This is a genomic window from Caballeronia pedi (assembly GCF_001544915.2).
GTDB lineage: Bacteria > Pseudomonadota > Gammaproteobacteria > Burkholderiales > Burkholderiaceae > Caballeronia > Caballeronia pedi.
This window is the reverse complement of record NZ_FCOE02000066.1, coordinates 1-21,509: the sequence shown is the minus strand read 5'-3', so window position 1 is coordinate 21,509 and position 21,509 is coordinate 1. Positions and strand designations below refer to the sequence as shown.

Sequence of the window (21,509 nt, the reverse complement as noted above, 5' to 3'; positions counted from 1 at the left end):
TTTTCTAAAGACGTGCCGCCCAGTAGATCACTGCGTAGATCGGCAACCAGCTCAACACGACGAAGTACCAGTACACCGCGTTTTCGCTGACATCAACGAGACGCTTTCCCTCAAACGGTCCAGTGACGAGCAGCACGGCGAGCACGGCGGTGTCCACCGTATCGGTGATCAAATGCGTCGTGTGCAGGCCGAGCAGCAACCACACGACCGAGCCGTATGCATTGGTGTACCAGCTGACGTTCAAGGAGGCGAACTCGAAACCACGTAGCACGAGAAACGCGACCGAGGCGAGCAGACACACCCACAGCCACAGACACGCCCGCCGTCGGTCACCGCGCTCGGCCGCCATCTTGGCGAGCTGATTCGGCCACAGACTCACCGCCAGCACGCCGGTGTTGAGGGTGCCCCACAGGAGGCGCGGCGCGACAGCCGCCATCGGCCAGCTCGGAGCGCGGCTGCGCAGATAAAAGTACATCATCACCGCAATGGCGAACACCGTTCCTTCGATCAGCATCAGTCCCATCGTGCTCCACCACATGAGGCTCCGATGGCTGAAGCCGAAGGTCGGCAGCGCGCTGACGTCCAGCACGACGCGGGAGCGGTCACGCTCGTCGAGGCGCGCGTGCGCCTCGCTCGTATCCATAGTCATGGGTGACGCTCCCGTGCGACGGCCATTCGATTTTCCGTGCGCCTCGGCCAGAACCACGCAATCATCGCCACCGCCACAGGTACCGATCCCCACACGATGGCCCAGGGCGTGTAGATCGAGCCGATAAACAGGATAGCCGTCGCCACCGCGCTCAGGAACGGCCAGATCGACGGCTTTGGAAACAGCGGACGAAGATCGGGCCTCGCATCGAGCACGGTAGTGACCAGCACTTCGCGCGCATCGGCGGCGATGCCGGCGACGAAGGCCGGTTGCGCGGATGGCTCCCATAGCGGGTCACGGCCATGCACCACGGGAATCGCATCGAAATTGTGCGGAGGCGGCGGCGACGGCACACTCCATTCGAGCGTGCCCGCGCCCCAGGGGTCGGCGCTCGCGTGATCGTTGCTGCGCAGCGTCCTGGCGACATTGAGCATGAACAGCAGCACGCTCGCCGCTATCATATAGGCGCCGATCGTCGCCGTCAGGTTCATGCCGTCCCAGCCCATGCCGTGCGGATAAGTCCACACACGCCGGGGCATGCCCTCGAGACCGAGCAAGTGCATCGGAAAGAAAGTGACGTTGAAGCCGATAAAGAACAGCCAGAACTGCCACTTGCCAAGCCGCTCATCCAGCATGCGACCTGCGAATTTCGGAAACCAGTAGAAGAACGCGCCGAACAGCGGAAACACGGCGCCGCCGAGCAACACGTAATGCAGATGGGCGACGACGAAGTAAGTATCGTGAACCTGCAAGTCGATTGGCACCGAGGCGACCATGATGCCCGTCATTCCGCCAATCACCAGAATGAAGAAGAACGCGAGCACGTACAGAAGCGGTGTACGTAGATTGAGTCGCCCAGTCCAGAGCGTGGCGATCCAGCAAAAGATCTGAATGGCCGAAGGAATCGCGATCATCAGGCTTGCGGCTGTGAAGAAGCTTTTGCCCAGCTCCGGCACGTTGGTCGCGAACATGTGATGCACCCACAGTCCAAAGGCGAGAAACGCCGTCGCTATCAGCGAGAGCACCATTGCCGAATAGCCGAACACGGGTCGACGCGCGAAGGTCGGGATGATCGACGAGATAAAGCCCAGCGGCGGGATGAAGACCAGATAGACCTCTGGATGCCCGAAAAACCAGAACAGGTGTTGCCACAACAGCACATCGCCGCCTTTGGCCGGATTATAAAAGTGCGTGCCGACCAGCCGGTCCAGGATGAGCGCGGTGCTGCACAGCATCACGGAGGGCATCGCGAAAATCACCATGAACTGCGTGACGAGCGTGGCCCACACGAAGAGCGGCATGCGGTTGAGCGACATGCCGGGCGCGCGCATTTTGAAAATCGTGGTGATAAGGACCACTGCTTCGATGAGGCCAGCGAGCTCCGTGAAGGTGATCATTTGTGCCCAGATGTCTGCGCCCTTGTTAGGCGAGTAATCGGGGCCGGCAAGCGGCACGTAGCTGAACCAGCCAGCATTTGGCGCGGTGTTGACGGCCAGCGACGCAAATAGCAATAGTCCGCCGAAGAGAAACACCCAATACGCGTACGCGTTCATGCAGGGAAATGCAATGCTCCGCGCGCCGATCATCAGGGGCACGAGGAAGGCGGCGACGGCCTGCATGACCGGCACGGCGAATAGGAACATCATCGTCGTGCCGTGCATCGAAAAAAGTTCGTTGTAAAGATTCGGCCCGATGAGCCGCTGGTCCGGCCGGGCGAGTTGTGTGCGCATCGCAAGTGCGAGCAGTCCCGCGAGCAGGAAGAACGCGAACGTCGTCACGATGAAGCGCCGCGCGACGGTCTTGTGATTGATCGCGCTCAGAGCACCAATGAACCCAGGCGGATCGCTCCAGGTCCTCGCCAGCGAGTCGAGCACTTCGGGCGAAGCGTGCGGACCATCGACGAGTTGGGCGGGGTGTTGCTGATCGCTCATTTGAGGGTCTCCAGCCAGACCAGCAGCGCCTGCAGATCGGCGGGTGGCAGACGGGTACCCGGCATGACGGTGCCGGGTTTAAGCGTGCGCGGATCGACGATCCAGCCCGCGAGATTGCCGCGATTGTTGACAAGCGTGCCCGCTGCAATGTACTGGCGGCTGGCCAGATGCGTGAGATCGGGACCGATAGTGCCAGTCGCATCGGTGCCGCGTACGGTATGGCAGCGTGCGCAGTCCTGGCTCATGAAAACGTCGCGTCCGTGCAAGGCGATGTTGTCGGCAGGCGCGGTGGCCGGCTGACGCTGCTGCGCAGCCCACGACGCGTATTGCGCAGGTGGATCGGCGGTGATAGAGAACGCCATGAGCGCATGCTCATAGCCGCAGAATTCCGCGCACTGACCGCGATACACGCCCGCTTTGTCCGCGCGAAACTCGATGGTCGCATCACGCCCGGGAATCATGTCTTTCTTGCCATGCAGGTTCGGCACCCAAAAAGTGTGGATCACATCGGCCGCCTTCAGTGCAATGACTACTGGCCGACCGACGGGTACATGCAGTTCGTTGGCAAGCGTGAATTCGGGCGCGTCCGCATCGCTTAAATATTTTGCTTCCCACCACCACTGATAGCCGGTCATCTCGATGCGCAACGCGCCGTCGACTGGCAGGCGCGACAGCGCGCGGTCGGTCATGACGTCCGCGAGCAAAAGTCCGAACAGAAGCAGCGTCGAGACGCCCGTCGCGACGAAAACCCATAAGCGCGTGCGCGACTGCGGGCGATCAAGGCTCGACAGGTCCACAGGCGTGGCGCGATTGGCGCGTGGCGCCCGCACCATCGCGATGAGGCACGCCAGCAAGATCGCCGCGAAGACCCCGCAGCAGACTGCAAGGGTTAGGTGCCACAATTCAAGAATGCGGCTGGCCTGAATGCCTGCGGGAACCAACGCGGTTTGCATGGTTGTACGTTCGGGGTCTGTGGTTCGACTGCAAGTCTCACCCACTACGACGAAAGCTCGACACGGCTTGCAGTTCGGTGCTCAGCAAACGGTGTTCCGAGAACTTCGGCAATCATCCGCTTGGCAAATGCGGGCGACTGCATGCGGCCCTTCACGCCGGTTCGAACTGGCTCGGCGCCCGCAGGCGAGGCGTCCGCAAGGCCAGTGCAGCAACTGCTCGAAACAAGACCCATTGCGTTCTGGGAGGCGAGCTCGCCTGCGGCCTGAACGCGACGGTCACTGGAACGCTCGCCGGACAAGCGGTGATGGAGGGTTTCCTAAATCTGCGAATCGCACAGTGGGCGCGTGCGCTATTGACGAGGACGCTTGCGATCGGTCCGGCACTTCTAGCAGTGGGATTTTTCGGTCAACATAGGTCGAACTCACTGCTCGTTTCAACGCAGGTCGTGCTGAGTTTGCAGCTTCCACTTGCAATCATTCCGCTGGTGCGCTTTGCTGCAGATGTCCGCCTCATGGGGGCGCTGGCGACTATCTTGTACACCGCTTGTGGCGGCGCGGGGGCGCCTGCCGCGGCTTTGCAACGCGAGCATGACAAACGTACCCACCGCCGAACACAGAACGCCGGCAGTGAGTGAGATGCCGAGCAACATCTGCAGGGCGACCGCACTGCCGCCGACCTCTGCCACGTCGCATGCAATGATCGCGATTTCGCACGCCACCCAGAGCCCGAGAGTTGTGCGCCGGCTGAAGCGCTCACGGCAAAGTTGCGCCAGATCGCGTCCGGTGACCACGCCAACGCGCGATGCGACCCATTGCAGCAGCATGCCCATAAGACTGGCGATCAGTATGACGAAGAGCAACTGGTAACCATAGCGGGCGCCGCCTGCCAGCGCGGTCGCTCAAAACGTTCCCGCTCACCAATTCGTGGCAGGCATTTTTCGAAGGCGCGTAGAATGATAAGAGAGCGGTTTGCATCTTGGCCTGCTGCAAGTTCACGCATTCCGCGTCTGCGATTCGGTGGTCGGTACTTCTCTCGGCGCTGCGGGTCGGGTAGGTGTTTCCGTTTCTCTCGTTGACAATCGGAGGTAGGCTGCCGCGAGCCGACGCAACTCGTCTTCGGAGGCATCCTCTATTCCGATGAGCTGATTACTCGCCGCGCGATGAGATGACAACAACTCGTTCAACTTCAAATGAAGCGCGACGCTGTCCTTGTTCTGACTCTGCTGAATGAGGAAGACCATGAGGAAAGTGACGACTGTCGTGCCTGTGTTGATGACAAGTTGCCAGCCGTCCGAGTAATGAAACATCGGTCCTGTCACGACCCAAGCAACTACCGTGAATACTGCCAGACAAAAAGCGGCTGGTGAGCCGGCCCACCGTGTGACCAAGCTCGCGAACTTGTCGAATGCGCGCGTCAATGGATGTCGGCCCGCATATGCTGGACTCGAGGTATCTGGGACGGTGTCGAGCTCGTCAGTGGAAGAGTGCGACGGATTTACGTCTTTCATCATCGGCTCCAGCAGCTATTCTCCTTTGACAGTGCAACTCACATGCCAGTCGGCACGCCGTAAGCCGACAAGACTTCTGAAAGGCCGCGGTGTTCTCGTTTCGAACCGCTAGAATGCAAGTCATTTCGATGCGCATACGTGGTTTCCACTCCCTCCCGTCCTTCAGGTGAAGGCTGGCGGCTGAGGGAGCATGCTACGACAAGATAACGCCTCTTACCGAGAATCCTGCGGGCTTGGCTCGTCCAATCTAGTTCTTATGTAATTCGGAATGCAAATAAAAGAATGCAAATAAAAAGGCGTCATCGGACGTTCTTCGAATTCGTCATGAAGCCGGCGTTGCGTCGCGCCGCCGTTGTTCAATCCAGGCGCTGCTCATTGACTCGACGGATGCAGACTGGAAGCTGAAATTCGACAGTACGCAACAACCAATCGAAATGGCAACCATGAGCTTCGCCACGATGCAAGCAAAGGCGCGGGCGCCACCGAAATGCCGTTCGGACTGAGCGGGCACACTGTGTATTTTGACTAGGGTAATCACTTAGGTGGCAATCACTATATTTGTCGCTGCACTGAAGTCTTTTTTCTTGCGCCCGTTGAAAGCGACTGAGTGGGTGCGTTCATCGCGCCGCGTGGCCGCGTGGCAGGTGCTGTTGTGGTGCTCGAAAGCTCTCGTACTCTTCAAAGAGCCCGATTAAATCGATGGCTCAGTCGCTAAGCGCCGTCGCTTGTTGCGTTGCACAAATTTTGCTACCTCTTTTCCCCAAGAGAATGGGAGCAAGATATGCACGACGCTGAAAATTGCCGCGACGCTATTTAACAGATCGCAGCGAAGCGACCGGTCGGACGCCCACGTTAAGGCCGTTGACCTTCTTCGCGAAGGCGGTCTTTCCTTCGCGCATTACGTCGGGATATGCTCTGATACGTCAGACGAGTTCATCGACGGGACTGAGGTTGAATGCCTTACATTCGACGATGGTTGTCGGGTTTTGCGTGTGACACCGCGAGGCGCAGGGCGCAGTTCGATAGGATGGGCCGCCGTAGCGCCTATGTTGCACTAAGGCGACGAGTTCGACTCCGAGACGGATACGAACAGGTCGATTGGGTCCGCCCTACCGCGCCCGTTTAGGCCGAGAGTTCAGGAGATAGGCCCACCGCACCGTTTCGAGCGGGTACGTTAACCGACCAAGAAATGTGTTTTTTCGGACGAAGCCCGGGCGGAGTACCGTCGGAATTGCGCAGTAGGATTCGGACTCGAGCAGTCAGACTCGTGCATTCCAAGCAAGACGTGCGACTGCAGAGGTCGGAAAAATGAGGAGTTGCTGCCCGGTCTGCCCGCATTTCCTTTGCATCGATGCGCGTCCCGCAAGAGCGCAAGGTGTCGAGCGACGATTCGCGTCTTCCCTTGAGAGCAACTCACCCATTCGTCCGACGGCGTCCGCCGCCGGAAGCTGACAGTTCCGTACGAGTTGTCATGGACGTGTTCAACTACTTGCTGCCTCTTTCGCTGCGCCTTCGTGATGAACCGTGGCTCGTGCTAACCCACGCACGGATATTGCGCAGATAAGGGCGCCGCCTAGATTCTGGGTGGCCGCACAACCGTTGCGAAGTTGCTCGCACTCTGCGACCGAGTTCGAACGGGTTCTGGTAAATGACGAGGTTACAAATGGCAACCGGTACAGTGAAGTGGTTCAACGATGCGAAGGGCTTTGGCTTCATCACCCCAGACGATGGTGGGGAAGATTTGTTCGCGCACTTTTCCGAAATCAAAGCGGAGGGCTTCAAGTCGCTGCAGGACAATCAGAAAGTAAGCTTCGAGATAAAAACGGGCCCCAAGGGAAAGCAAGCCGCGAATATCGTCCCTGTCTGACAACCCCGTAGACGACATAACGTTAGGGTAGGGTAGAAGCGAACACCGAAGAACGGAGGCGAGCCTCAGAAGCACTTGCAAACTGTCATTATCAACGCATTTACTGCGCATCCCGCAATAGCATGCGCCAAGATGTGACGCTGCGCGACATAGCAGTAATTGCCGCCTCGGTTGGTGGTGTGAAGGCTCTTTCTGAGCTAGTTGGCTGCCTCAACGGTGAGCACGCTGGCACTCTCCTAGTGGTTCAGCATGTAGCGGCTACGTGTCCGAGACTGCTGGACCAACTTCTGACTTCGAATGGCTTTCTTGCACTTGATGCTGGTCCAAGGTCAATCACGCCCGTCCGGCGGCCGACCCGTTGTTGGAGTCAGTTGCAAGATGCTGCGGCCCTCGCGTTTTTGGCGTAGTTCTGACGGGCTGCGACGGGGACCGCACACGCGGGTTGCGAGCCATCAAGGGCGCCGGCGGGGTGAGTATTGTGCAGCTGAGGCGCCGAAGACGCCGATGAGCGCATTGAACGGCGATACCCCACGATTGTTTTCAATGTCAGAGAAACAGTATATACGGTTTGATGCGTCTTTGACCTTGCTCAGAATATCGTTTTGCGTCAATGGTATAGGTCGGCAACTGTACAAGTAATCTACATGCTTGTCCACGTAGATTGTGGATAAGTCTGTTCGGTGCGCCGTCCGTGTGGCCGCTGGTTGGCGACCGCACGAGGGGCACTTTGTTACCGGCGTCTTGCTCGACCGCGTACGCATTAGCGTTTGGACAACGAGGGCAGATCCATACGCTTGAACTTGGCCCACAACGCTTTCATCGAACCGTGATCAAGCGCGGCGCGCGAGGCGAAGTAGCCGCGCGCGAAGCCGGCTCCGAATTCGGCCTCGGGTTTCTCCGTGGCAAGGGACCTGAGTAGCTCGTCTGCGACAACGATGTCGTTACGCCAGCCGAGATCGTCCTGGAGCTCGCTCAGCGCGTTGATGAAGGGCTTGACTGCGCGTTTGGGATACAACGATGTGAAAAACTCGGTCGCATACCGGAGTTTCTTCGCTGCGATCCTCGCGCGATGTCGGCTCGCATCGTCCAGTTCTGCCAAGCCCCGAGCTCGCTTGAGCAACTTCTTGTGACGGCTGGTCAAGGTCAAATCGGCAAAATCCGAGATGCGTCGCTCGCGACGCGCAAGGTCCCGAGCGCTTTGCTCTATACGCCATCCCATCGATTCGATCCAGAGCGTGAACTCCAGAACCAGTCGGGTGTAGCGCACCGAATCGACGGCCGCCGCTGCTGCCTTACGGTTGTGAATCGCCCGCTCAGTCGCAGCAGTGCGAGTGGCGTTCACGTCGTCGCCTTCCTTGGCGGACTCGAACGCCTGATCGAGGGTCGCACCGGCCAACACCTCCCAGTCACGTGCACCGCCCAGCTCACCCGCGATCCAACGGAGTTCGCCATCGAAATGGGCGGGCGCGGCGATCACGTCCTCGAACATATCGAGGGCAGAACGTAACCTGCGCAAGCCGACGCGCATCTGATGCACGCTAGATGGGTCGTGCCCTGATACGACACCGCGTTCATTACCGTGGATTTGTGCGAGACAGTTCTTCGCGATGTGCTGAAGCGTCTTCTCGACCGTGTATCGCCGTTTCAGTTCGAGCGGCTCTGCGCGCACGGGCAGACGATGCTCTTGCACGAACAGTTCATAGCCTCGATCGCTCTTACTCATGTGGTCGATGCGAAGCGGCACGATTTCGAGCAAAGCGAGCGCTAATTCGTAGAGTTGCTCAGGTGCGCCATTCTGGAGTTCCAGCTCCACAGCGTGGATGGGCGTTGAGGCGGTTTGGGCTTCGATCACACCGTCATCCACGGCCAATTCCACCTCAGTGTCGTCCGACAAGTGTAGAACCGCTGTGGCGCGCTTCACGCGGGTGACAAACAATGGCTGCAATTGGGCGGCGAGTTCGTCGGCCTGCAGCACCTTCGCTGCTTTCTTTCCCTCAGGAACAAGCTGGCGCAGTGACTCGAGCTCCGGTGAGTCACCCTGTACGGGACCCTCGAATTCGTCTCGTTCGAACAGCCCTGCCTTGATGGTGCCATCAAGCTTAAAAGTCTGCACGCGGATATCGCCGGTCGTCCGGACACGCAAAGACGCCCCGCACTTATGCAAGCGAAGATCAGGCGTATCGAAGTACGTGCTGGTGAGCTCATCCGTTGTTGCCGGATTCACGAGCAAGCGACTGATGGCAGGCGCGTGTAATACCCGGCTCGCCTTGCCGGCAGATGCCTGCAACTTGAGTTCTGTTTCCATTTCTGCCTCCCTTGGTGCGCCGCGACCTAACGCTTTCATATCAACAAGCAAGGCGCGTGCTCGACTCCTGATCGGGCGCTCGGCATGGTATTGATTGCGGATAGAGTGCCGGGCCCGCTGCAAAACCATCGACAAGAGCCATCACACGAACCCGCCCGCAAATGAGATTTTGTGGGGCAATGCAGCAGGCCATTTGCCGCTGCGGGTGGTTCAAGCATGAAGACGCAGACCTTGATTGCCGTCGTTCGGATCGCGCGCCGGGAAACTGCTGTGGATTTTCAGTTGTCGACCGGGCGCTTGCTCATAACAGAAGGCCCGCAGGTGATTGAACAATGGCATCCGTCCGATGCGTGGTTGGCGATGGCTTCGCTCAACCGGGGCGACGGCTGAGGACGCGCCCAACTTCGGCTGATCTGCTTGCCCTTCTCGAACGCTACGTTGCGAATAGTCCTCACCTTTGCTCGTCGGCGTCTGAGTGACAGACTGTCACGTTTGGCCGGAGCGCACCATTCTCCTGCGCAGCACGTTCAAAATCCGCGAGTGCGCAAGAACCGGCAACGCATCGTGCGTTTGATGGGCAGTTGGCGCAGTTCAAGTCGACTTCTCCATTTTTCGGATGTTCTTCGCATCGCCCTTTTTATGCTCATTGATAGCGATTAGGATTCCCGAGAAGCAGTATTGTCGGGGTAGCATTTCAGGGGTCGAATGGGGGCATTTCCGACTAAAGAGGGCCGAGGCCCGTGACGCAAGGCAGCGAGGACTTTGACGACGATGACGAGGCCTTCGAGTCGTTTCCCGACCCGGAAGTCGCGCGCATCGTACTCGAGCTCGACCGCACCATCACGCTGAAGCGGCGCGCGGGCGCGTTGCGTCAGATCGTCGGAGGGCGCCCCGTGCCTCTTCCGGTCAAACCGAGTCACATCGAACTGCGCGTGTTGACCACGCTGGCGCAAACCTACGGCCCGCTGCTGTTCGGCAAAGATTTCGAGCCCGTGCTGGAACGCGTCACGGAATGCGGCGCTGAGGCCGTGGTGCAGGGCGTGTTGTTTGAAGACGCGTGGGCCAACTTGCCGGAGGACTACGGGCTCGCCGCGCGCCTCCTCGATGCGCTTTGAGATCCTGCGCGGTACGTGGCCCGAGGTGTTTATGGCCGAGGCACATGCCGAGCTGCAAGGCTTTCGGCCACGGCCGCCTATGCCACCTGCGCCGCGCATGGAATTCGATGACGGGGAGCGCGACGATGGCTGAAGGCCGATCGGCTCGAACCAACGCTACGCCGGACGCGCGCACCGCAGGGAAGTTCATCCCAGAAAAGCTCATCACGGAGCAACTGACTTTCGAGAGGCGCTATACGATCAAGGATTTCACGGCGTTGCGCGCCTACGTCGAGCGTATCGCACCCGCGGTGAGCACGCACCTACTACGATCCTCATGAGGTTGAACACTTGGTGACCGCCGGTTCGATGGGACGGCATCTCACCACCCATGCTCGACACGCTGGCCCTGCTCGCGCTCGCGCACGGCTCGTGGGTGCTCGCCGATCACCGGCGTGCGTCGATTCGGGAGCACGGGCAAGCGAAACTCACCGCGGTATCCTTCCGCATGGTGACCGAAGCCGTGTTCGCGGGCCCGGTTACGGTGTAGCGCATTTTCAGGTCAAGCGGCTCCGCCCACACCGGCGCAGTGAGGCCCCCGCACCATCAGTTCATAGCCACGATCTCCCTTGCTCGTTTAGTCGGTGTGAAGAGGCACGGTCTCGAGCAGGGCAAGCGTCAACTCATACAACTGCTCCAGCGCCGCTTTTGATCCATCTCTACGCCGTGAATGGGCGTTGACCCAGTTGACGCCTCGGTTACCCCGTCGTCTACTGAGAGTTCGACTTCAGCGCCATGTGATCGGCGCAGAACCGCGCCCGTAGGCTTGACGCGGGTCGCGAAAAGCGGTTCGAGGCAAGACCGAAGTCGGTCTGCCTTCAGAAGCTTCGTGCGCTTGTTGCTTCGGGAGCAACTGTCGTCGTAGCGACTCGAGGTCCGGCGAGTCGCCTTGCACGGGGCCTTCGAATTCGTCCGGTTCGAACATTCCAGCGCCTGTAACCGGCTATTGCCTGCGACACGCGCGCGCAGTGCAGCGGCGCATTTGTGCGCCTTGAAATCTGAGTATCGGAGTACGTGCCAGCTAGCTCGTCGGTCGTCGCTGGAACGTCCATGAGGCGACTGACCGCGGGCGAGCGTAGAAGCTGGCTCGCCCTGCGAGCGAGACTTACAGCCTGAGTTCGCTTTCCATCGCTTCTCGTCTCGAACCAAAACGGCAGTATACCGACCGGCATTTACCGTGCTTCGCCTCCAACTCCGCCGGATCCCAAAGCAGGGCGGGACTCAAGGGGCATGGCGACAGGCACGACTCGATCGTGCGCCGCTCAGCCATTGCAAGGGGCCAGTACGTTGCAAAAGATAGTGTGTTGCAATGCACCATGACACTGCTAACGATGAAAGGGACTTCATGAAGGCGCAATCCGTGATTGCTGTCGTACGATTTGCCACTCGCGAGGTTTTGGCAGAATTTCACCTGTCGACGGGACGCTTGGTTGTTATGGAGGGTAGTGAAGTCATTGACGCGTTGCATCCGCCGGATTCATGGATGGCCCTCGCGTCCCTGAATCATGGCGACGGGTGGGGAACACGTCCGACGGTTGCAGACCTTCATCAGTTCCTTGAGCGGTACGTTGCGGCCAAGCTGCGATTTGGCTTGTCGTCGGCTGAATGAAGATCGACCGGCTGCAAGTGACCGGCGTGACCATCTGTCGCTCGACAAAGACGTGCGGCAGTTCCTAACTGGCGACTTGACCCAGAGCGCACGCGGAGTGCTGCGCTTCGTGCTCGGCGCGTGCGAGGCGGGATCTTTCCAGGGTGACGCTCGATCTGACGTACCTTCCCAGATATACGCCGCGCGAAGGCGTTGGGGCTGGGAGTTCGCCGTCGGCGGCATATTGGCCTGGGGTGGATGGCTCGCGGCGCTTGCGATGGTGATCGCGGCGGTGTGCGCGTTCGTGCGGAGGTAAGGAGGGGACATTCGACGTTAACATGTAGTGGCGACGAGTGGACAAGTCATCGCGGCGAGCCGACGTAGACATCCTCACCGCTCCCGTTCTACATCGATTTGGCCATGCACGGCCGATCGCAGATATTGATTGGATCGCTGCATAGGTCGCCTTGCGGGGCGTTTTCGAAAGGCGGCTCCTAACGAGAGGCCGTCACCAGATCGTTGAATGGCGTACTTCGAGCAAGCGCACGAGGGACTTCCGCCATAGGCGCTCGTGCTGCTGCGCGACGTAATCGAGCGGATCGCGATTGATCGCGCGCACCGCCTGCGTGTATGCCACCGTGCCCTCAGCGGTCTGCGGCTCGGTGATTCGTAATACTGCGACATGCAAAGGGCGTGCTCGCGCGATCGAACCGATCACGGTGCTGGCGCTAGACGAGGCGGGGACGCTCAAACGTCGTGCCGCGGATGCACGATACATGGCACACAAAGATCCGTAGCCCGACTGGCGCTGCTCAAGGCGCTGGCGCAAACCTACGGGCCGACATCGCAAACGGACGAGTTCATCTGTTCGCGCTGTTGACGGGCGCTCGCATCCAGAGCGTCATCTCGATGTTGCCGAGAGCGGCTAACGATTCAAGCAGTACCGACTGCTCGGAAGAGGAGAGCGGGCGCAGGCGACCGCCGTCCTGAATGCGATCGTCCCACGGGTCTTCCGCGCGGCGACAACGGATTGACAGGTCCGTGGTCTTGACCTCGATCACGCCGCTGAAGCCCTTCTGGTCCTTGAACTCAATGAAACGATCAGATTCGACCCACGGCGCGTTCGCGGGCCTGAAGCCTGCTTCGGTTATGAGCCAGCGATAGAAGCGCGCTACAGCACCCATACGACGCTTCGCGACACCCGCAGACAGTTCGCCTGCCTGCACGGCCAGCTTGATCGATGCGCTATAGCGGTAGGTCGGCCGTTGTCGCTTGTTTGCGGGGAACGCTAACCAGTCGATACCCTCGTCATCCAGGTAACGACGGAACGCTGCCAGATCGTCAGCGATGCTGGCGAACGTCAGCATGTTGGGCGAGGACTTCGACTCCAGCATATCGATGAGCCAGATGTTCGCTTCAGCCCATGGCGCGCCGTCACCAAGTCGGACGACGGGAAAGAGAGGGAAGGTGCTTGCGATCCACTGCGGGCGTGCGTCACGCCGCTTGCCGGTTGCGGGGTCTGCTAGCGGGACCGTGTGATAGATGGTGCCACCCTCGGGTGTGGTGATGCTAACCGGCGTCGCGCCGGGAGTGTCGCGGTCAACGACCTCGGTCAGCGGTAGTTGCCGGATGGTGGTTCTTCTCGCGATCATCGCCCAGATCCTCTGATGTGTTTGCGGGGGTGTCTGCTTTAACACAGCCTGCGAGTATCAGCAGATCGTGCTTGGCTTGCGCATATGGCCCGGGAGTACAGCCGCTACGACGTGATCAAGACGATCGAGAACGCCCTCGAACCTCATCGTGCACGCACGTTTTCGATTCCGGGGCTCGCGTATGGACCGCATGACGGATTTCCATCGCAGCGGCTTCCGGAACTCGGCTACGCGACGTGGGAGTGGATCCGCCTGGACAACGCAAGGGCGAACCTGGCCAACGACACGTTGACAGCGTTGTGCGAGTTCGTCGGCTGCCTTGCCGATGCAGGGCCGAAATATAGTCCGGACGAACGGCCATACATCGAGCGGTTCTTCGGGACGATTGCAAGCCGATTGTCGGCCCGTCTGCCCGGTTACACGGGTTCGAATCCATGGGACCTGCGGCGTGCGCTCGCGAATCCCAGAGGTAACCTGCGCCTGTATGTGTCCATAGAGGAACTCGATGAGTTGATCGAATACGCCATTGCGAACTACAACGGCACGCCACACAGCGGTCTGAACAACGTCACCCCGCTTGAGGCGATGAAGTATTTCGTGCGGGGTAAGCAGACGCTGCTGACCTGGCTTGCGCATTACCATCGCCGCTCATTGTGTTTGATGCAGTCTGCACGGCGGTGTCGTGTTTGCGCCTACCTGGATCAGGGGGTGTGTCCGCATATCAACCTCTACACCGCACGGTATACGAATAGCGTCCTGGCAAAGAGTACGCATCTAATCGGGCAGGAAGTACTTGTCTATCTGAACGTAAACGATCTGCGCAGCGTGCGGGCTTTTCTTCCTGATGGCACGGAACTGGGTGAACTCGATGTGCAGGGGCTCTGGCGGATCATTCCGCACAATCTGAAACTACGGCGCGAGATCTGTAGGCAAATGGGCATTCGCCGTCGTCGCGGGGTGGTCGATACCAATCCGATTGAGGCGTATGTGAAGGAGAAGTTCGAGCAGGCGAAGAAGAGCCGCAAAGCTGCTACGGAACTAGCTCACACCATGCGATTGATCACGTCAGCGCAAGCCAGAGATCTGCCAGTCGCGTTGGCGGTCCCGCGTCCGGAGCCAGAAACGAATGAGTCATTGGGGCCGGTGCCCGACACCCGGTCGACGGAAACGCCTGAAGACCGGCCACCCGGCACTCGTGCCCGTCCTCGAAGGCTTTCAATCGGTACAGGTCAGGTCTTTTAACGTCGTGTTTGTGGGAGGCATCAATGTCGCTTGAGATACCGCGTCCAGTCGATCCGTCGCTGCACCCCCTTGTGACGGGGAACTACCGTATTGCAACGCCAGCGATCGAGGCGTTCTACGAACTGGTTGTCCGATGCCTGCGATACCGGATCATGGGGGCGCTTATCTACGGTCCGTCGCGCATCGGCAAAACCCGGGCGATCGAATACGTCCGGTTGCTGCTGGCGCGCAACTATCCGCGGATGACGAGCTACCACGCACAGTGCGAACACAAGCCGCGGCATGCCGAAGGGCCGTTCTTCGCGAATCTGCTGGAGGCGGTCGGTGACCCGGATCCCAATGCCGGCTCGAATCCTTAAAAGCGGATGCGCCTGACGCTGAGGATCCGACAGGCAGCATCAATTGCGGGCAGTGGGGTGGTGCTGCTCTTTTGCGATGAGGCACAGCGCTACGATGACAACGAATACGAATGGCTGCGTGATGTGCATGATGCGCTGGATCGGCAGCAGATCAAGTTGTTGACGTTCCTCGTCGGCCAGCAGGAGTTGCTCTCACAAAAGACTGCAATGCAGGTCGCGGGCAAGACGCAGATCGTCGCGCGTCTGATGGTCGAGGAGTTGGCCTTTTATGGCATTCGCAATGCACAGGACGTAGCGACATGCCTGAACGGCTACGATCAGACTGCCTATCCCGAAGGCAGCCAATGGAGTTTTACACGCTTCTACGTTCCGCAGGCGTTTGATGCGGGATATCGACTGGTCAGTGACGCCGATACCCTGTGGAACGCATTCGAGACGGCGCACCATAAGTCCAATCTGCCGGGGAAGCTTGGGATCCCGATGGAGTCCTTCGCACGCGCGGTCGAGATAGTGCTCAAGGACAGCGAATTGAACGACGCCCGGGACTATTGCCAGGATCAGGTCCTATGGGACCATGCGGTAAGGCATTGCGGCTATGTCCAGTCACGTCAGGCAACCGGACGCGTCCTCGTTGCCGCCTCGTAGCGACGGGCTGCTGAGGGAACCGGCGTTTCCGATTCTCACGCTCGACGAGAGCCGGTTGACGCCGGCCCTGGGTTACGTGTTCAGGAAGGGTTGGCTCTATCCGCATGAGTCACTGATCTCAATCCTGTGGAAGTTCGAGACTGCCAACGCCCTGTCGGGCGTCGTTGTCGCACGACTCATGGGCCTGGAAGTCGATCCTTACCAGGGCGTCGCTCCGCGTCGAGGGTTGGTCGATGTCGGGCGGCTACAGGAGAGTCTTTGCTTGCCTGCTGAAACGCTGCGAACCTCACTGATGGATCCGCTCGGCCATCGACGCTACAACGACGTGTTCCGTTACTGCCGTCGCTGTCTCGCTCATGGCTACCACAGCGTTGTTCATCAACTCGAAAGGCTGAGTGTGTGTCCTGCTCATCATTGCGTCATCGAATCAAGGTGCTGGCGCTGCGGTCGTGAAGCACCTTATCGCGTGAACGTTCAGCTCCTCGAAGGCCGGTTTTACTGTGCATATTGCTATGCGAGTCATGGCGGAACATGGACACCGGACAACGCTCGCCCGATGAAACCGAAACACCGCAGCGCGTTCACACGCCGCTATCGTGATAGTTGCCTGGTCTAAACCTTGCCTTGGCAAGGGGCACAACACTCCCGTTTCGGCTCACCGATCGCTTCCGCTGCAGTTTCGTGGGGAGTCTTCCCTCATCCGCAGACGTCCGGACCTGAGCTGCATCGATATTCGCGAGCTGAGACACAATTCCTTCGGCGGCAAGCATTTTGAACAACTGGCGCATTTTCCGGGTCGACGGACTCGGCGGCGGTAGTTGACAGAATTCTTCGCACAACAGAGACAGATTCCCTTCGTTATACGGGCGGTCACGAGCGCTGTGGGTGGCAAGCCAGTTAAGTCAGGTTCGACGAGATTAATGCGAGCGTCACGGAGATCATCTTTACTGTTGATCACCTGTTCGACGAACCAAAGCATCATGGGCTTGTTGAGCGGCTTCGCTGCTCGATTCTCTTCACACGAGACAGACATCGTATTTCTGCTCGCGACCGTATAAGCAAGCGCCTGGTGTGCCGGCATTTGTAGATCACGGTCCCGAGCGGCGATTGAGACGTTAATTGCGAGATTTGCACCGGCACTCTCGCCCATGACAGTGATGCGCGACGGATCGCCGTTGATAAGGGTTGCGTCTTCGAGCACCCATTGCCACGCCGCGATTGCATCATCGTTGGCAGCGGGAAACTTGTGCTCAGGGGCTAAACGGATAGTGGGCAGACACGACGACAGCATTAGCCTGTGCCTCTATCGCCCGCGGGGTTGCATCATAAACGTCCAGGTCAGCAATGACCCAGCCTCCACCGCGGAAATACAAAACGACGGGAAACGGATCATCCACCGACGGTGTATAGATCCGCGCGGGATTATGTCCCTCTGCACCCTGAATTTCGTTATCTCGCGTTTGAATGGCTGCAACGTGCGGTGCGACTGAGATGTTGCGCTCTTGTACCACCTTTTTCACAGCATCTGCGGGGATTGGTTGCTGACGCGCTTCGACCGGCGTGCACTCTTCAATCGGCTTCAAGTTCAAACTAGCGAGCGCGTCTAAAACGGCTTTCATGTCGTCGTCTGCGTGCGTAGCCGGGTCGACGCCGAGAATTCCTTTGATTGCATCGGCCAAGCATCATGGAATGCTCCGCGCAGGATGTCTGAGAGATCTGAATTTTCAGCTTAGGCGCAACCCGTGTGCCCACGATGCCACGCTTGGCTTGCGGCCCATTCCTCGAAATTGCCACGAGACAACCATTCCGACGAGGTGGTTGGTCGAAATCGCGCGGACTTGGCTCACACCTTAGACTGGGCCGTCGATACACGCATGTCGCGCGCTCGATGCTACGAGGCAGTCGCGCATAGATAAAGAAGGTGAAGCAAGCGAAGGCCCTCCCGCTTTTAAATCGCTTCGTCGGGCGATGTTGCGCGCCTCCGTGGCAACATGCGGTAAAGCACCATCATTTCTTGGGGCAGTTGAAAGCATCTGTAACGCCGCGAATCCAATCGCGTCTCTAATGCCGTATTGAGCAGAGTTAGTGTGAGGTCAACGCCACGTGATCCTGGCGAGCAGGTCAAACACTTTCGCTTGACGTTGGATCTTGTCGATTTCGACGACCCCCAACGCCGCTCTTACATCGACGACTAGGAGACAATCATGGCTGAGACTGCTTCATTGACCAAGGTGTTGGATGGCCGCGTCGAGCGCCGAGAGAGACGGCGCCAGTTTTTTCGCAGCGCAGGCGGCCTCGGTTTGGGCCTAGTGGGGGGCACCATTCTCGGCGCCTGCGGCGGTGGCTCAGGCGAGAATGCGACAGCCGCCAGCGGCCCGACTGATGCGGAGATTCTCAACTTTGCGTTGAATCTTGAGTATCTCGAAGCGACGTTTTACGCCTACGCCACCACAGGAGCCGGCCTGCCCCCCAGTCTAATGGGTGGAGTGGGCACACCAGGCACCGTGATCCCGGGACAACAAGTTTCTTTTTCCGATCCGGTTGTGGCAGCGTATGCGCGTGAGATCGCCAAGGACGAACTCGAACACGTGAACTTTCTGCGTACCGCGTTGGGCGGAGCGGCTGTTGCTATGCCCGCTCTGGATGTAGGTGGCACCGACCCGAACGGCGCTTTCTCGCTCGCCGCTCAGGCAGCAGGACTGGCACCAGCGGGCACGGCATTCAATCCGTATCTGAACGACAACAACTTTCTGCTGGGGGCGTTCATCTTTGAGGACGTCGGTGTGACAGCCTATAAGGGCGCGGCGCCGCTTATTACCAACAAGACCTACTTGGAAGCGGCTGCGGGTATCCTTGCCGCAGAGGCTTATCACGCGGGCCTCATCCGAACAACGCTCTATTCAAAGGGTATGCAGACGCCCAGCCTGATCTCATCGGCCCAGGCGATCTCCGATGCGCGAGATTCACTCGATGCATCGAGTGACGACGATCAGGGCATCGCAGGTGCGAGCAACCAGATCTCCAATATCGTTCCGCTGGATAACAACGGCATCGCATTCAGTCGCAGCTACGACGATGTGCTTAACATCGTATATTTGAACAAGGGTGCTGTGGCCAAAGGGGGGTTTTTCCCGGCGGGTGTGAACGGCACATTGAGCATGAGTAGTGCTTACCCGTAGACCGTATGGCGCACGAGAGTCGGTCACGGCGTCATTCGTTCTGGTTTGCGCCGTGGCTGACAAGGCCCCACTCAACGCTGCCGGAGGTGCAACATGGAACAGTTGTCAATGGAGGCATGGCGCTGGCGTGTGAGATTGGTTGTCGGGGCTGCGATCTTGATCGCTGGCACCGCATTAGAGATGTTTCATTCCTGAGCAGCATGCATGCAAACGAGTAAGCCTGCCCGGCGGGAGCGTATCGCGCGTGCCTTCGTTTTTTGGCGATGCGCTTTTTTCTTTTCTTGTCGTGATTTCCCGGTGCGCCATCGCGGGTCCAATGACATTGCAGGACTATTTTTCGTCCACTCGTGGAGGCGGTGAGCGCCAGGAAAGCCGCCAAGCGTGCGAGGCTGTCCAAAACTACTCGGTGGAAACCACTGCTGCAAGAAACGCATCTCCGATCACCGGTCTGCCTAATAGGAAACCTTGCAACATGTCGCAGCCCAACCGGGTCAGATACATTTGTTGCGCCGCGGTCTCCACGCCTTCGGCAACGATTCGCAGGTTGAGTGCTTTTCCCAAAGCTATGATGGCTGAAATGATCGCCGCGTCCTCCGTGTCGTCAGCAAGTTGGCGCACGAACCCGCGATCGATCTTGAGCTCGGTCGCAGGCAGGCGTTTGAGGTAAAGCAGACTCGAATAGCCGGTGCCGAAGTCGTCGATCGCGATTTGCACGCCGGTCCGGCGCAATTTTCGGAGGACCGTCAAACTTAATTCGACATCGCGCATTGCAGTTGATTCGGCTACCTCCAGAATCAGGGAATCCGCTGGCAGGTTATGCCGATGCAACGCGTCCAGCACAGCCCTTGTAAGACCCTCATGGGCGAACTGCATGGGCGATAGATTCACAGCAATGCTCCAGGCTGTGTGACCCGAATCATGCCAGGCCTTCAATTGTCGACAGCTCTCGTCGAGCACCCAAGCGCCAATTTGCACGATCATCCCGGTCCTCTCCGCTAGCGGGATGAAGCGCTCTGGCGCCATCAATCCCAGAACCGGATGATCCCAGCGCAAAAGGGCCTCCGCTCCAACCGCTGGCCCATTCGGCGCCCAGAACTTAGGTTGGTAGTGAAGGATCATTTGGCCTCGCTGTAGCGCCGAATGCAGCTCGTGCGCGATTTGCATCTGCTCATATGAACCAGCTTCCATCGAGGCTTCGAAGAAGCAGTACTCACCACTGCCGAGCGCCTTAGCGTGATACATGGCCGTGTCCGCGTTAGATAGCAGTTCCTCCTGACTGGCACCGTCGTCAGGAAAGATCGCAATGCCGACGCTCACCGAAATTTCGACTTCGTGGCCTTCCACCACAAATGGCGTTTGGATCGCTCTGATCAACACTGTTGCGAGGTTGGCGGCGGCCGCCGCATCTTTAATCAAAGACAACAGTACGAACTCGTCGCCGCCTACGCGCGCGACCGTATCGTGAGGCCGCAGGCCGGCGCGAATGCGCGTCGCAACGTCAATCAGCAACCGATCACCGACGCGATGCCCGAAGACATCATTGACCGCCTTGAAACTGTCCAAATCCAGGAACATGAGCGTGAACCGTTCGCCGGCATGCATCGAGTTTCGAATCAGTTCTTCTAGCCTGTTTTCCAGCAGAGCCCGGTTAGGCAGTTCGGTCAGGCTGTCGTGCAGTGCAAGATGCGCCAGTTTGTTGTTCGCCGCCACCAGCGAGGCCCCTAACGCGGCCGTCCGAGCCTCCATGCGCAAGTCGAACACAGAAATCGTCAACGCGATCGCGATGACGGCCAGAGCGACGATCATCGTCACCAAAGCAAGCCAGCCGTGATTTGCGCCAGTGTGGGCGGCGCCGCACACACTGCCTATCGGAAAACGGGCGGCCGCCATTCCTGCGTAATGGATGCTCACAAAGGCAACGCCCATCGCCAGCGACGCGCTGCTGCGACGAAATAGCATCACTGATGTCCGGCCGCGCAGACGAAAGGCGAGCCAGAGCGCAGCGCCGGACGCGATGATCGCGATCGTCACCGACATGGTCGCCAGCGCCGGATCGTAATCGATTGCCGGTCGCATCCGCATGGCCGCCATGCCTATATAGTGCATACCTGTGATGGCTAGCCCCATCAACACCGCGCCGACCATAAGGCGCGGTGTTGGCAGTACGTCCTGACCGACGAGCCATAGCGCAAAGGTCGAGGCCGCAATCGCTAAGAGCAACGACGCGACCGTGATCAGGGGGTCATAACCGAGCGCGATCGGTAAATCGAAGGACTGCATGCCGATGAAATGCGTCGACCATATTCCCAGTCCCATCGCGCAGGCACCGCCCAGAAGCCACCACGGAACGATCCGGCCCTTGGCGCTGGCGATGCGCCCTGCCGCATCAAATGCCGTGTACGCAGTGAGAACGGCCACAACGAGCGAGCAAACGACCAGCAGCGGGTTGTATGTATGCGGAAGCATCGAGCGATTCT

19 protein-coding genes and 5 pseudogenes are annotated in these 21,509 nt (G+C 59.1%); 13 read left to right on the top strand and 11 right to left on the bottom strand.

From position 1 onward, the window contains the following. Positions 1-4: 4 nt before the first annotated feature. Genes AWB80_RS40725 through AWB80_RS40715 form a run of 3 tightly spaced genes read right to left on the bottom strand, consistent with a single transcriptional unit; the run spans position 5 to position 3,533 of the window. Positions 5-649 carry a cytochrome c oxidase subunit 3 gene (locus AWB80_RS40725; RefSeq protein ID WP_087132026.1) on the bottom strand — a complete coding sequence of 215 codons (645 nt, stop codon included), beginning with the start codon at positions 647-649 and terminating at the stop codon, positions 5-7. Beyond that, positions 646-2,580 carry a cytochrome c oxidase subunit I gene (gene ctaD, locus AWB80_RS40720; protein ID WP_061180269.1) on the bottom strand — a complete coding sequence of 645 codons (1,935 nt, stop codon included), beginning with the start codon at positions 2,578-2,580 and terminating at the stop codon, positions 646-648. Before ctaD ends, AWB80_RS40725 begins: the two co-directional genes overlap by 4 nt. Next, positions 2,577-3,533 (bottom strand): cytochrome c oxidase subunit II, encoded by a 957-nt coding sequence (locus AWB80_RS40715; protein ID WP_061180268.1) that lies wholly within the window; start codon positions 3,531-3,533, stop codon positions 2,577-2,579. Before AWB80_RS40715 ends, ctaD begins: the two co-directional genes overlap by 4 nt. 251 nt (positions 3,534-3,784) lie before the next feature. On the opposite strand from AWB80_RS40715, the pseudogene AWB80_RS40710 reads away from it, so the two are divergent. After that, positions 3,785-4,088 (top strand): annotated as a pseudogene (locus tag AWB80_RS40710) (divalent metal cation transporter); the annotation flags it as partial. A gap of 5 nt (positions 4,089-4,093) precedes the next feature. Here AWB80_RS40710 and AWB80_RS40705 read toward each other — a convergent pair. Both AWB80_RS40705 and AWB80_RS40700 read right to left on the bottom strand, forming a co-directional pair. Beyond that, positions 4,094-4,432: pseudogene (locus AWB80_RS40705) on the bottom strand (Nramp family divalent metal transporter); the annotation flags it as partial. Positions 4,433-4,525: 93 nt separating this feature from the next. Beyond that, positions 4,526-5,041: a low affinity iron permease family protein gene (locus tag AWB80_RS40700; RefSeq protein WP_061180281.1), complete on the bottom strand. Its 516-nt coding sequence runs from the start codon at positions 5,039-5,041 to the stop codon at positions 4,526-4,528. 1,663 nt (positions 5,042-6,704) lie between these two features. Between AWB80_RS40700 and AWB80_RS40695 the strand changes: the two genes are divergently transcribed. From AWB80_RS40695 to AWB80_RS45705, 3 genes and pseudogenes are all read left to right on the top strand, one after another. Next, on the top strand, positions 6,705-6,908 hold the full coding sequence (locus tag AWB80_RS40695) for a cold-shock protein (protein WP_061180280.1): 204 nt from the start codon (positions 6,705-6,707) through the stop codon (positions 6,906-6,908). A gap of 122 nt (positions 6,909-7,030) precedes the next feature. Continuing rightward, positions 7,031-7,315, top strand: coding sequence for a chemotaxis protein CheB (locus AWB80_RS45710; RefSeq protein WP_143328250.1), 285 nt, complete (start codon positions 7,031-7,033; stop codon positions 7,313-7,315). Beyond that, positions 7,249-7,416: pseudogene (locus AWB80_RS45705) on the top strand (chemotaxis protein CheB); the annotation flags it as partial. The gene AWB80_RS45710 and the pseudogene AWB80_RS45705, both read left to right, overlap by 67 nt. A 252-nt stretch (positions 7,417-7,668) precedes the next feature. Here AWB80_RS45705 and AWB80_RS40685 read toward each other — a convergent pair. Continuing rightward, positions 7,669-9,213 carry a CYTH and CHAD domain-containing protein gene (locus AWB80_RS40685; RefSeq protein ID WP_061180279.1) on the bottom strand — a complete coding sequence of 515 codons (1,545 nt, stop codon included), beginning with the start codon at positions 9,211-9,213 and terminating at the stop codon, positions 7,669-7,671. Between the two features lie 216 nt (positions 9,214-9,429). Between AWB80_RS40685 and AWB80_RS44235 the strand changes: the two genes are divergently transcribed. The 5 genes from AWB80_RS44235 (at position 9,430) to AWB80_RS44230 (ending at position 11,976) form a co-directional block, all read left to right on the top strand. Then, a complete protein-coding gene (locus AWB80_RS44235; protein ID WP_160147524.1) occupies positions 9,430-9,603 on the top strand; it encodes a hypothetical protein in 174 nt (57 codons plus the stop codon). Positions 9,604-9,953: 350 nt separating this feature from the next. Beyond that, positions 9,954-10,328 carry a hypothetical protein gene (locus AWB80_RS40680; RefSeq protein WP_061180266.1) on the top strand — a complete coding sequence of 125 codons (375 nt, stop codon included), beginning with the start codon at positions 9,954-9,956 and terminating at the stop codon, positions 10,326-10,328. A gap of 125 nt (positions 10,329-10,453) precedes the next feature. Beyond that, entirely contained in the window at positions 10,454-10,648 is a 195-nt protein-coding gene (locus AWB80_RS44715) for a hypothetical protein (protein WP_061180265.1), read from the top strand. A 50-nt stretch (positions 10,649-10,698) separates the two neighbouring features. Further along, entirely contained in the window at positions 10,699-10,857 is a 159-nt protein-coding gene (locus tag AWB80_RS44710) for a hypothetical protein (RefSeq protein ID WP_208635766.1), read from the top strand. 855 nt (positions 10,858-11,712) lie between these two features. After that, the gene (locus tag AWB80_RS44230; protein ID WP_160147523.1) at positions 11,713-11,976 is read left to right on the top strand and encodes a hypothetical protein; all 264 of its coding nucleotides are present in this window, start codon (positions 11,713-11,715) and stop codon (positions 11,974-11,976) included. A gap of 487 nt (positions 11,977-12,463) precedes the next feature. Here AWB80_RS44230 and AWB80_RS45385 read toward each other — a convergent pair whose 3' ends face one another. Together AWB80_RS45385 and AWB80_RS40665 are read right to left on the bottom strand one after the other, a co-directional pair. Then, entirely contained in the window at positions 12,464-12,592 is a 129-nt protein-coding gene (locus tag AWB80_RS45385) for a hypothetical protein (protein ID WP_279628697.1), read from the bottom strand. A 223-nt stretch (positions 12,593-12,815) separates the two neighbouring features. After that, complete coding sequence (locus AWB80_RS40665) at positions 12,816-13,607, bottom strand: hypothetical protein (protein WP_244207038.1); 792 nt, start codon at positions 13,605-13,607, stop codon at positions 12,816-12,818. A gap of 84 nt (positions 13,608-13,691) precedes the next feature. Between AWB80_RS40665 and AWB80_RS40660 the strand changes: the two are divergent. From AWB80_RS40660 to AWB80_RS40650, 3 genes and pseudogenes are all read left to right on the top strand, one after another. Beyond that, positions 13,692-14,849 (top strand): annotated as a pseudogene (locus AWB80_RS40660) (integrase core domain-containing protein); the annotation flags it as partial. Positions 14,850-14,872: 23 nt separating this feature from the next. Continuing rightward, a pseudogene (locus tag AWB80_RS40655) lies at positions 14,873-15,853 on the top strand (AAA family ATPase). Continuing rightward, positions 15,804-16,469, top strand: a complete 666-nt coding sequence (locus tag AWB80_RS40650; protein ID WP_087132023.1) for a TniQ family protein — start codon at positions 15,804-15,806, stop codon at positions 16,467-16,469. Before AWB80_RS40655 ends, AWB80_RS40650 begins: the two are co-directional and overlap by 50 nt. Before the next feature lie 39 nt (positions 16,470-16,508). On the opposite strand, the gene AWB80_RS40645 is transcribed toward AWB80_RS40650, so the two are convergent. Both AWB80_RS40645 and AWB80_RS45380 read right to left on the bottom strand, forming a co-directional pair. After that, the gene (locus AWB80_RS40645; RefSeq protein WP_279628696.1) at positions 16,509-17,144 is read right to left on the bottom strand and encodes an alpha/beta hydrolase fold domain-containing protein; all 636 of its coding nucleotides are present in this window, start codon (positions 17,142-17,144) and stop codon (positions 16,509-16,511) included. Further along, positions 17,104-17,532, bottom strand: a complete 429-nt coding sequence (locus AWB80_RS45380) for an alpha/beta hydrolase (protein ID WP_061180263.1) — start codon at positions 17,530-17,532, stop codon at positions 17,104-17,106. Before AWB80_RS45380 ends, AWB80_RS40645 begins: the two co-directional genes overlap by 41 nt. Positions 17,533-18,057: 525 nt before the next feature. Between AWB80_RS45380 and AWB80_RS40640 the strand changes: the two genes are divergently transcribed. Further along, a complete protein-coding gene (locus AWB80_RS40640) occupies positions 18,058-19,032 on the top strand; it encodes a ferritin-like domain-containing protein (RefSeq protein ID WP_061180262.1) in 975 nt (324 codons plus the stop codon). A gap of 399 nt (positions 19,033-19,431) precedes the next feature. Here AWB80_RS40640 and AWB80_RS40635 read toward each other — a convergent pair whose 3' ends face one another. Beyond that, positions 19,432-21,498 carry a putative bifunctional diguanylate cyclase/phosphodiesterase gene (locus AWB80_RS40635; RefSeq protein ID WP_061180278.1) on the bottom strand — a complete coding sequence of 689 codons (2,067 nt, stop codon included), beginning with the start codon at positions 21,496-21,498 and terminating at the stop codon, positions 19,432-19,434. Positions 21,499-21,509 lie beyond the last annotated feature (11 nt).